This is a genomic window from Flexivirga sp. G2 (genome assembly GCF_055397625.1).
In genome coordinates this window covers 2,731,157-2,742,721 of record NZ_AP039675.1, presented here as the reverse complement: position 1 = coordinate 2,742,721, position 11,565 = coordinate 2,731,157, and the positions used below count along the sequence as shown (strand labels likewise).

Sequence of the window (11,565 nt, the reverse complement as noted above, 5' to 3'; positions counted from 1 at the left end):
TGGGCAGTCCGGTCGGGGCGGTAGTCTGTGCGGGCCTTCGAGGCCAGCGTCGTCCTCGCAAGGTTCGGTTATCCCATTGAACGACGCGCGTTCGGCGTCGTTCACGACGACTGGACGGTGAGTTTCGTTGACGGCGCAGAGTAGTTTTTCCGCGGTTCCCGCAGCGCAGGGTCTCTACGACCCGGCGCGCGAGCACGATGCGTGTGGAGTGGCCATGGTCGCCACGATGCGCGGTACGGCCGGGCACGACATCGTCGACCACGCGCTGACCGCACTCCGCAATCTCGAACACCGCGGTGCGACCGGCGCCGACCCGGCGGTCGGTGACGGAGCCGGCATCCTCACGCAGCTCCCGGACGAGTTCTTCCGAGCAGTCTGCGACTTCGATCTGCCGGCCAAGGGCACGTATGCCGTGGGCATCGCGTTCCTGCCGCGCGACCCCGATCAACAGTGGTACATCGGTGAGCGGTTCGCGCAGATCGCGGCCGACGAGGGCCTGCGCGTGGTCGGCTGGCGCGATGTGCCGACCGACCCGACACTGGTCGGCGAGTCGGCGCAGGCCGTGATGCCGGTCTTCCGGCAGGCGTTCGTGGCTGCCGCCGAGGGCGAACTGTCCGGCATCGACCTGGACCGCAGGGCCTACGCACTCCGCAAGCGGATCGAGGCCGAGCGTGACGTCTACTTCCCGTCGCTGTCCTGCCGCACGATCGTCTACAAGGGCATGTTGACCACCGGCCAGCTGGAGCCCTTCTACCCGGACCTGTCGGATCGCCGCTTCACCACCGAGCTCGCGCTGGTGCACTCGCGTTTCTCGACCAACACCTTCCCGTCGTGGCCGCTGTCGCACCCCTATCGGATGATCGCGCACAACGGTGAGATCAACACCGTCCGCGGCAACCGCAACTGGATGCGCGCTCGCGAATCCACTTTGCACAGTGACGTTTTCGGTGGTGACATCGACCGGCTCTTCCCGATCTGCACCGACTCGAGCTCGGACTCCGCGAGCTTCGACGAGGTCCTGGAGCTGTTGCATCTCGGCGGTCGCAGCCTGCCGCATGCCGTGCTGATGATGATCCCCGAGGCATGGGAGAATCACGAGACGATGGACCCCGCCCGCCGGGCGTTCTACGAGTACCACTCGGCGATCATGGAGCCCTGGGACGGACCGGCCTGCGTCGCGTTCACCGACGGCACCCTGGTCGGTGCGGTGCTGGACCGCAACGGGCTGCGCCCGGGTCGGTATGCCGTGACGGACGACGGGCTCGTGGTGCTCGCGTCGGAGGCGGGCGTCCTCGACCTGGACCCGGCACACGTCGTCCGCAAGGGTCGCCTGCAGCCGGGTCGGATGTTCCTGGTCGACACCGCGCAGGGCCGCCTGATCAGTGACGACGAGATCAAGCGCGATCTCGCGGCCGAGCACCCCTACGAGGACTGGTTGCACGCCGGCATCATCAAGCTGTCCGAGCGTCCCGAGCGCGAGCACGTCTGGCACACGCCCGCATCGGTCGTCCGTCGCCAGCAGACCTTCGGCTACACCCACGAGGAGCTGCGTCTCCTGCTGACCCCGATGGCCGAGGCGGCCGCCGAGGCGCTCGGCTCGATGGGCACCGACACGCCCGTCGCCGTCCTCTCGGACCGCCCGCGGTTGTTGTTCGACTACTTCAGCCAACTCTTCGCGCAGGTCACCAACCCGCCGCTGGACGCGATCCGCGAGGTGCTGGTCACCTCGCTGGGCACGCTGATGGGCCCGGAGCACAACGCTCTCGAGGTCGGGCCGCAGCACGCGCGGCAGGTCGAGCTGGACTTCCCGGTCATCGACAACGACGAGCTGGCGAAGCTGGTCAACCTCAACAACGACGGTGACTTCCCCGGCTATCAGACCTACGTCATCCGCGGCACCTACCGTGTCGCCGGTGGCCCGAGCGCGCTGCGCGCCCGGCTGAAGGGCATCTGCGCCGAGGTGTCGCAGGCGATCGCGGACGGACACCGTTTCGTCGTGCTGTCCGACCGGGAGAGCACTGCGGCGTTCGCGCCGATCCCGTCGCTGTTGCTCACCGCCGCAGTCCATCACCACCTGGTCCGGGAGAAGACCCGCACCCAGGTCGGTCTGTTGGTCGAGGCCGGCGACGTGCGCGAGGTGCACCACGTCGCCCTGCTGATCGGGTATGGCGCAGCCGCCGTGAACCCTTACCTGGCAATGGAATCCGTGGAGGACCTGGTCCGTCGCGGCGCCATCACCGGTGTCACTCCGGAGCAGGCCGTCAAGAACCTCATCTACGCGCTCGGCAAGGGCGTGCTGAAGGTCATGTCCAAGATGGGCATCTCCACCGTCGCGTCATACCGCGGTGCTCAGGTGTTCGAGGCACTGGGTCTGTCGCAGGAGCTGATCGACGAATACTTCACCGGCACCGTGTCCCGCATCGGTGGCATCGGGCTGGAGGAGATCGCGGAGGAGATCGCGCAACGGCACCAGACGGCATACCCGAAGAACGGCCTGCACCAGTCGCACCGGACGCTGGACACCGGCGGCGAATACCAGTGGCGTCGCGAGGGTGAGCCGCACCTGTTCGACCCGGAGACCGTCTTCCGACTGCAGCACTCGACCCGGTCACGGCGCTACGACATCTTCAAGCAGTACACCCAGCGGGTCGACGACCAGTCCAAGCGACTGATGACCCTGCGAGGACTGTTCTCCTTCAAGGGAACTCGGCCGAGCATCCCGATCGAGGAGGTCGAGCCGGTCAGCGAGATCGTGAAGCGCTTCTCGACCGGTGCGATGAGCTACGGCTCGATCAGCAAGGAGGCGCACGAGACCCTGGCCATTGCGATGAACCGCCTCGGCGGCCGGTCCAACACCGGCGAGGGCGGTGAGGACCTGGATCGGCTGCTCGACCCGGAGCGCCGCTCGTCGATCAAGCAGGTGGCATCCGGTCGGTTCGGCGTCACCTCGGTCTACCTGACCGGTGCCGACGACATCCAGATCAAGATGGCGCAGGGCGCCAAGCCGGGGGAGGGCGGCCAACTGCCCGGGCACAAGGTCTACCCTTGGGTGGCCTCGACCCGGCATTCGACGCCAGGCGTCGGCCTGATCTCTCCGCCGCCGCACCACGACATCTACTCGATCGAGGACCTGGCGCAGCTGATCCACGATCTGAAGAACGCCAACCCGTCGGCGCGCATCCACGTCAAGCTGGTCTCCGAGGTCGGCGTCGGCACGGTGGCCGCGGGTGTCTCGAAGGCGCATGCGGACGTGGTGCTGGTGTCCGGTCACGACGGTGGCACCGGTGCGGCTCCGTTGACGTCGTTGAAGCACGCGGGCGGGCCGTGGGAGTTGGGTCTCGCCGAGACCCAGCAGACCCTGCTGCTGAACGGACTGCGCGACCGCATCGTGGTGCAGACCGACGGCCAGCTGAAGACCGGCCGCGACGTGGTCATCGCCGCGCTGCTCGGCGCCGAGGAGTACTGCTTCGCCAGTGCGCCGCTGGTCGTCAGTGGCTGCATCATGATGCGTGTCTGCCACCTCGACACCTGTCCGGTCGGCATCGCGACCCAGAACCCGGAACTGCGCTCCCGCTACTCGGGCAAGCCCGAATTCGTGGAGACCTTCTTCGAGTACATCGCCGAAGAGGTCCGAGAACTGTTGGCACAGTTGGGTTTCCGCACTCTTGATGAAGCCGTCGGCCAGGTCGGGCTGCTGGACACCGAGCGCGCCGTCGATCACTGGAAGGCAGCCGGCCTCGACCTGTCGCCGATCCTGACCGAAGTCGAACTGCCCGAGGGCACCCCGTTGCGGCACGTCGTGCCGCAGGACCACGGGCTGGCCAAGGCGCTCGACCAGCAGTTGATCACGATGAGCCGGGACGCCCTGGAAGAGAAGGAGCCGGTGCGTCTCGACCTGCCGGTGGCCAACGTCAACCGCACGGTCGGCACGATGCTCGGTCACGAGGTCACCAAGCGCTACCCGGAGGGGCTGCCGGACCAGACGATCGATGTCACGCTCACCGGTTCGGCCGGGCAGTCGCTCGGCGCGTTCCTGCCGTCCGGCATCACGCTGCGGCTCTTCGGTGAGGCGAACGACTATGTCGGCAAGGGCATTTCGGGCGGCCGCGTGCTCGTGCGTCCGTTGCGTGACGCGTCGCTCGTGGCCGAGCAGAACGTCGTCGCCGGCAACGTCATCGGGTATGGCGCAACGTCCGGCGAGATCTTCCTGCGCGGTGTCGTGGGGGAGCGGTTCTGCGTGCGCAACTCGGGCGCGACCGCGGTCGTCGAGGGCGTCGGCGACCACGGACTGGAGTACATGACCGGCGGCACGGTGCTGATCCTCGGACCGACCGGCCGCAACCTGGGCGCCGGTATGTCGGGTGGCGTCGGCTACGTGCTCGACCTCGACGAGGAACTGGTCAACCGTGAGTTGGTCGATGTGAGCTCGTTGCGCGAGGAGGACCTCGCTGCAGTGCACGAGTTGCTGGAGAAGCACCACGAGTGGACCGAATCTGCTGTCGCCGGAAAGCTTTTGGCACAGTGGCCGGTCAGCGCCGAGCGCTTCTCGCTGGTGCTGCCCCGCGCCTACCAGCAGGTGCTCGACGTGCGTGCGAAGGCAACCGAGGAAGGACTCGATCCGGACGGCGATGTCGTCTGGGCACGAATCATGGAGGTGTCCCGTGGCTGACCCACGCGGCTTTCTGAAGGTGCGGGAGCGCAGTCTCCCGGAGCGTCGTCCGGTCCCGGTGCGGATCAAGGACTGGAAAGAGGTCTACGAAGAGCAGCAGCGCGGTGACCTGCAACAGCAGGCGAGCCGTTGCATGGACTGCGGCATACCGTTCTGTCACCAGGGCTGTCCGCTGGGCAACCTCATTCCGGAGTGGAACACCCTTGCCTGGCGCGGGGATTGGTCGGATGCGATCGACCGGTTGCACGCGACCAACAACTTCCCGGAGTTCACCGGCCGACTGTGCCCGGCTCCCTGCGAGACGGCGTGCGTCCTCGGCATCAGCCAGCCCGCGGTCACCATCAAGCAGATCGAGGTGACCACCATCGAGCAGGCGTTCGCCGACGGCTCGGTGGCGCCCCAGCCGCCGGAGCGGCTGACCGGTCGCACGGTCGCCGTCGTCGGTTCCGGCCCCGCGGGCCTGGCGGCCGCGCAGCAGCTGACCCGCGCCGGACACACCGTCGCCGTCTTCGAACGCGCCGACAAACCAGGCGGATTGCTGCGTTACGGGATCCCCGAGTTCAAGATGGAGAAGTCCGTCGTGGACCGGCGCATCGACCAGATGATCGCCGAGGGCACCCGCTTCCGGTGCAACACCGAGATCGGCAAGGGCATCACCTGGGCACAGCTGCGTTCCCGGTATGACGCCGTGGTCGTCTCGATCGGCTCAACGGTCCCGCGGGACCTGCCGGTCGAAGGCCGCCAGCTCGATGGCTTCGTGCAGGCGATGGACTTCCTGCCGCCGGCCAACCGGGTCGCGCTCGGCGAGCACGTCGCGGACCAGGTGACGGCAGAGGGCAAGCACGTCGTGGTGATCGGCGGCGGTGACACCGGCGCGGACTGCATCGGCACCTCGCTGCGGCAGGGCGCCGCGTCGGTGACGTCGCTGGAGATCATGCCGCGACCGGGCGAGGAGCGTTCCGCGGCGCACCCGTGGCCGACATACCCGATGATCTTCCGGATCGCGAGCGCGCACGAGGAAGGCGGCGAGCGTGTCTATGCGATGAGCACGAAGCAGGCGATCGACGACGGCACCGGCAAGGTCCGAGCGTTGCGGGTGGTCGAAGTTCGTTCCGGTGACAAGGGATTCGAAGAGGTCGAAGGCACCGAGCGGGAGATCGACGCCGACCTGGTGCTGCTCGCGATGGGCTTCCTCGGCCCGTTGACCGAGAGCCTGGTCGATGATCTCGGCGTGGAACTCGACGAGCGGTCCAACGTGCGCCGGGACGAGAACTTCATGTCGTCGGTGCCCGGCGTCTTCGTCGCCGGTGACGCCGGTCGCGGTCAGTCCCTGATCGTCTGGGCCATCGCCGAGGGACGCGCCGCGGCGCACGGCGTGGACGCCTTCCTGTCCGGCGGACATTCCGATCTGCCCGCGCCGATCGCGCCGACGGACCGCCCACTGGCGGTCTGAACCGCGCCTGCAACTCGATACTGTCGGCACTTACTCGCCCGTTTCTCCCATATCGGGCGAGTAAGTGCCGACAGTCGTGAATTGTGCTCCCGGAGAACGGTTTTCGGGCGATGACGTGACGACCGTCGTCGGTTCTTCGTCCCGGTGCCACAAGTTACTCACTCGTATGGCGGACGGTCTGCACCACCATGCGTTGGCCGGGCCTCCGGCTCACTAGGGTTGAGGCATGCGTCGAGCCAAGATTGTGTGCACCCTCGGACCCGCCACTGCAGCACCGGACAAGGTGCGCGAGTTGGTCGACGCCGGGATGGACGTCGCGCGGCTGAACCTCTCGCACGGTGCCTACGCCGATCACGAGCAGGTCTATGCCGCGATCCGCGCTGCGTCGAACGACGCCGGGCGGGCGGTGTGCGTGATGTGTGATCTGCAGGGTCCGAAGATCCGCACCGGCACGTTCGGCAACGGCCCGATCGCCCTCAAGCCGGGGGACCCTTTCACAATCACGGTCGACGACATCGACGGTGATCAGAGCCGAGTTTCGACCACGTACAAGGGTTTGCCCGGCGATGTGAACGCCGGCGATGTGCTGCTGATCGACGACGGCAAGGTCTGCCTGCGCGCTCGGGAGGTCACCTCGACCGATGTGCACGCCGAGGTCGTCGAGGGCGGCCAGGTCTCCGACCACAAGGGCATCAACCTGCCGGGTGTCGCCGTGAGCGTCCCGGCACTCTCCGAGAAGGACGAGGCCGACCTGCGCTGGGCGCTCAAGTTGGGCGCCGACGTCGTGGCGCTGTCCTTCGTCCGCGACGCGAGCGACATCCGTCGCGCGCACGAGATCATGGACGAGGAGGGGCGCCGGGTCCCGGTCATCGCGAAGGTCGAGAAGCCGCAGGCGGTCGACAATCTCGCGGCCATCATCGACGCGTTCGACGGTGTGATGGTCGCTCGCGGCGACCTCGGCGTCGAGCTGCCGCTCGAGGAAGTGCCGCTGGTCCAGAAGCGTGCGATCGAGATCTGCCGGCGCAATGCGAAGCCGGTCATCGTGGCGACGCAGGTGCTCGAGTCGATGATCGAGAACTCCCGCCCGACCCGTGCGGAGGCCAGCGACTGCGCCAACGCGGTGCTCGACGGAGCGGACGCGATCATGCTCTCCGGTGAGACGAGTGTCGGTGCGTGGCCGATCGAAGCCGTCCGGACGATGGCGCGCATCATCGACAGCACCGAGGAACACGGTCTGGACCGGGTGCCCCCGCTCGGCACCCGCCCGCACACCAAGGGCGGCGCGGTCACCGCGGCCGCGGCCGAGGTCGGCGATCTGCTCGACGTCCGATATCTCGTGACGTTCACCGAGTCCGGTGACTCGGCGAAGCGGATGGCGCGGATCCGCAGCCCGCGCCCGATGCTGGCCTTCACCCCCGAGCAGTCGACCCGGTCGCAGCTGGCGATGGTGTGGGGTGTCGAGACCTTCCTGGTGCCGCAGGTCAAGCACACCGACCAGATGGCCATGCAGGTCGACGAGCTGCTGCTCAGCTCCGGCCGGGCACAGGAGGGCGATCTGGTGATCATCGTCGCCGGTTCGCCGCCCGGGATCCCCGGCTCGACCAACGCACTGCGGGTGCACCGCATGGGCGACGCCCAGAACAAGGTGGCTCCCGCCTATCACTGAGTTCGACTCCTCGCACGACCGATTGGAGTCGTGCACAGTGCCTCCCGTATGCTGTGCCAGCACTCTCGCCGGAGTGGTGGAACGGCAGACACGGAGCACTCAAAATGCTTTGCTCGAAAGGGCGTGCGGGTTCAAATCCCGCCTCCGGCACCCATCGGACCGACCCCTTGTCTGGTTCACTCACTGAATGACCAGTCTCCTGTGGTTGCGTCGCGACCTGCGCCGGGGCGATCTACCCGCTCTGCTGGCCGCGGCGGACGCTACTCGTGACGATGTCGCCGTCGTCTTCGTGCTCGACCCCGCGCTCTGGGGATCCGCCGGTGACGTGCGCCGTGCCTGGCTGGCCGCGTCCGTGCAAGCAGCCGTCGACTCCTACGACGGCAAGCTCGCCGTGCTGTATGGCGACCCGCGCGAGGTCATTCCGGCAACCGTGCGGCGTCTCGCTGTTACCTCCGTGCATGTCTCCCGGGAGACGACTCCGTTCGGTCGCCGTCGGGACGACGGCATAGCAAAAGTGTTGCGGGACAACGGAATCGACTGGGTCGAGACCGGCACGCCATACGCGATCGGACCGGGGACGCTGACGACGCAGGCGGGCACCGGCTTCAAGGTCTTCACCGCGTTCCGCCGGGCGTGGTCCGATCACGGTGCGCCGGCGCCGGCCGGCGCGGTCGAAACCTCCTGGCGTGCAGTCGATTCCGACGCGGACGCGCTTGCCGCGTTACGAGCGGCGCGGGAGGCACCGGGCCTGATCGATCTGCCGGAGGCGGGGGAGTCGGCCGCCCTCGACCGCTGGCGCGACTTCCTCGACGAGGCGCTCGGTGATTACGACGCCGATCGGGACCGTGCCGACCACCGCGGGACGAGTGGGCTGAGTCCGTATCTGAAGGTCGGCGCCATCCATCCCCGAACCCTGTTGGCCGACCTCGCTCCGCGCCGCGGCTCCGGCCGGGACATCTTCATCTCCGAACTCGCCTGGCGCGACTTCTACGGGGACGTGCTGTGGCGGGCACCGCGCAGCGCCTGGCATGACCTCACCGACGCGCTGGACCACATGCCGTATGACGACCCCGGCCCAGAGGTCGACGCATGGCAACAGGGCCGCACCGGCTATCCGTTCGTCGACGCCGGCATGCGGCAGCTTGTCGCGACCGGTTGGATGCACAACCGGGTGCGGATGGTCACCGCCAGCTTCCTGACCAAGGACCTGCACGTCTGGTGGCCGGTCGGTGCGCGCTTCTTCCTCGACCACCTGATCGACGGCGACATCGCGTCCAACAACCACGGGTGGCAGTGGGTCGCCGGGACCGGCACGGACGCGTCGCCCTACTTCCGGGTGTTCAACCCGATCACGCAGGGCAAGAAATTCGATCCGGACGGCGACTACGTCCGACGATGGGTCCCGGAGCTGCGGCACCTGGCGGGTGCCGCCGTGCACGAGCCGTGGCGGCATACCGACGGCTACCGGGACGGCTATCCCGAACGAATCGTCGACCACGCCGCCGAGCGAGAGGTGGCACTGGCCCGCTATCGCGGAGACGAGTCGACGCCGAACGCATGAGCGGCGGGCCCGGACCGGTGCATACTGAAAGCGCCGGTCGGAGCGGAGGGGGCTGGACATGTACGACGTATCGCTGGCCATGGCATTGCCGTTGATCGTCCTCGGGGTGCTGCTCATCGGCTACTGCCTGGTCGACATCGCGCGCACGGAGCGCCCGCTGCTGATCCGCAAATGGCAATGGGCGCTCGCCGTGTTGATCCTGGTGCCGATCGGGGCGTTCGCCTACCTGCTGTTCGAGAAGCTGCAGCTGGCGGCGACGTCGGACATGCCGCCCGAGGAACTCCGGACGAACGTCGCGACGCACCTCCACCCGCCCGAGCACTGAGTGATCCGCTGTCACGCAGCGCCTCCCTGTGACCGCCGGGCTCCGGTGTTGTTTGATGGTCCGCATGGCACTTTTCGGGAAGCGGCGCGACACCACGGGTGACGCGATCGAGGCGTTCTGGACGTGGTGGTCCGAGGGCGGCTCCGGCGAGGTCGCGATGGCGGACCCGGAGACGGGAACGGCTCCGCTGCTCGATCCTCGGGTGCACGCGATCGACGACGGCCTCGCGTGGGAGATCGCACCCGGCACGGAGTCGGCACACCTGCTGGTGGTCACCGCGGACGGCGACCCCGAGTTGCGGTCCGTCGCTCGCCGCTGGCTGGCCGCCGCACCACCTACGGAGTTCGTCTGGGCCTACGCCGACAGCAGGCAGCCGGCGACGACCATCGGCGGTCGGGTGCTGAAGTTCGAGGGCCACGAGTTCGACCTGGGCGAGGTGCAGGTCGGCGTACGTCGCTCCGGCAGTCGCATCGACGTGACCGTCTACCACCCGCAGTTGTCCGAGGTCTCGCAGGACCAGCGACTCGGTGTCTGTTTCATCGCGCTGGACACCGCACTCGGCGAGGAGATGACCGAGACCTGGATCGGCGAACTGCAGCCGATCACCACACCACCGTTGGACGGGTTCGGCCTGACCGGGTTGCGCGCCGTGGTTCGTGACCTGCGGGAGGAATTCACCGACGCCAACGGCAACCCGCAATGGATCTCGTTGCAGGGCACCGGTCCTCGTGGCCCGGTGACCGCGGGAGCGCAGGTGCCGCTCGCTGCCGCGTCGGCGCCGCAACTCGACCAGCACATCGTCGTCGCCGTCCCCTACAGCGAACGCGAGGACGACGGACTGCCGAGCGAGCAGACGCTCGCCGAGCTCGAACGGCTGAAGAACCACGTCACGGATCGGCTGGAGGAGCAGGGCCGGATCGTCGCGCACGAATGCAGCGGCGGTCTCTGCCTGGTGCACGTGTATGCCGATGGCGCCACCCCGGCGGCCGACCAGATCAAGGCCGCCGTCACCGGGTGGCCGGACGGCGCGGTGAAGGTGAGTGTCGAGTCGGACCCGGGCTGGTCCGGCGTGGCACACCTGCGCGGCTGACCCTGCGCGGATACCGCCGGGTAATCGGCAGACCGCCACGTGCTTAGCTAAGGCGCGTGACGAACGAAGACAGCGGCGGCGTGCGGGTGCTGGTCGCCGAGGACGAGGCGATCATCCGACTCGACCTGGCGGAGATGCTGCGCGAGGCCGGCTATGACGTGGTGGCCGAGGTCGGCGACGGCCGGCAGGCGGTGGACCGGACGCGTGAACTGTCGCCGGACCTGGTGGTGATGGACGTCAAGATGCCGGTCCTGGACGGCATCAGCGCGGCCGACGAGATCGGCCGTGACGGCGTCGCGCCCGTGGTGATGCTGACCGCCTTCTCCGACAAGGAACTCGTCGAGCGTGCCTCGGACGCCGGAGTCATGGCCTACGTCCTGAAGCCGTTCACCATCGACGACCTGGAGCCGGCCATCACCGTCGCCCGCTCCCGGTGGGCCGAACGCAAGGCACTCGAGGGCGAGGTTGCCGATCTCGGCGCCCGGCTCGAGACCCGCAAGCGGATGGATCGGGCCAAGGGCATCCTGATGACCCAGCTCGGGCTGGGTGAGGCCGAGGCGTTCCGGTGGATCCAGAAGACCGCGATGGACCGTCGGCTCGGCATGCGCGAGGTGGCCGACGCGGTGATCGCCGGTGCGACCGACGGCGGCGCATCCGAGGGCTGATCGCGGAGCGCCTCTCCGTAACCAGAAATTAACAAGTAATCGCGCGAATTATGGTGCCGTGGCAGCGGATCCGACCTAAGGTCTCATGTCACGCGCGGCGCATCCTGCGGGCGCGGTCCCGTCAAGGAGGAACCTT

7 protein-coding genes and 1 tRNA gene are annotated in these 11,565 nt (G+C 68.0%); all 8 read left to right on the top strand.

All coding sequences use genetic code 11. The features are described 5' to 3' along the window. Positions 1-127 precede the first annotated feature (127 nt). The 8 genes from gltB (at position 128) to ACZ50J_RS13245 (ending at position 11,429) form a co-directional block, all read left to right on the top strand. Positions 128-4,669 carry a glutamate synthase large subunit gene (gene gltB, locus ACZ50J_RS13280; RefSeq protein WP_464297627.1) on the top strand — a complete coding sequence of 1,514 codons (4,542 nt, stop codon included), beginning with the start codon at positions 128-130 and terminating at the stop codon, positions 4,667-4,669. Continuing rightward, a complete protein-coding gene (locus ACZ50J_RS13275; protein ID WP_464297626.1) occupies positions 4,662-6,122 on the top strand; it encodes a glutamate synthase subunit beta in 1,461 nt (486 codons plus the stop codon). The genes gltB and ACZ50J_RS13275 overlap by 8 nt, the downstream gene beginning before the upstream one ends. A 226-nt stretch (positions 6,123-6,348) precedes the next feature. Then, complete coding sequence (pyk, locus tag ACZ50J_RS13270) at positions 6,349-7,788, top strand: pyruvate kinase (protein WP_464297625.1); 1,440 nt, start codon at positions 6,349-6,351, stop codon at positions 7,786-7,788. Between the two features lie 67 nt (positions 7,789-7,855). Further along, positions 7,856-7,938 (top strand) — tRNA-Leu (locus ACZ50J_RS13265). 37 nt (positions 7,939-7,975) lie between these two features. After that, positions 7,976-9,349, top strand: a complete 1,374-nt coding sequence (locus ACZ50J_RS13260) for a cryptochrome/photolyase family protein (protein ID WP_464297624.1) — start codon at positions 7,976-7,978, stop codon at positions 9,347-9,349. A 58-nt stretch (positions 9,350-9,407) separates the two neighbouring features. Then, positions 9,408-9,674 carry a PLDc N-terminal domain-containing protein gene (locus ACZ50J_RS13255; protein WP_464297623.1) on the top strand — a complete coding sequence of 89 codons (267 nt, stop codon included), beginning with the start codon at positions 9,408-9,410 and terminating at the stop codon, positions 9,672-9,674. Positions 9,675-9,738: 64 nt separating this feature from the next. Beyond that, complete coding sequence (locus ACZ50J_RS13250) at positions 9,739-10,764, top strand: DUF695 domain-containing protein (protein WP_464297622.1); 1,026 nt, start codon at positions 9,739-9,741, stop codon at positions 10,762-10,764. A 56-nt stretch (positions 10,765-10,820) separates the two neighbouring features. After that, positions 10,821-11,429, top strand: coding sequence for an ANTAR domain-containing response regulator (locus ACZ50J_RS13245; RefSeq protein WP_464297621.1), 609 nt, complete (start codon positions 10,821-10,823; stop codon positions 11,427-11,429). The last annotated feature ends 136 nt before the right edge of the window (positions 11,430-11,565 follow it).

Bases quoted from the DNA above. Each gene is read 5' to 3' on its own strand.
- pyk (WP_464297625.1), top strand. From the start codon at position 6,349: ATGCGTCGAGCCAAGATTGTGTGCACCCTCGGACCCGCCACTGCAGCA.
- ACZ50J_RS13260 (WP_464297624.1), top strand. From the start codon at position 7,976: ATGACCAGTCTCCTGTGGTTGCGTCGCGACCTGCGCCGGGGCGATCTA.
- ACZ50J_RS13255 (WP_464297623.1), top strand. From the start codon at position 9,408: ATGTACGACGTATCGCTGGCCATGGCATTGCCGTTGATCGTCCTCGGG.
- ACZ50J_RS13250 (WP_464297622.1), top strand. From the start codon at position 9,739: ATGGCACTTTTCGGGAAGCGGCGCGACACCACGGGTGACGCGATCGAG.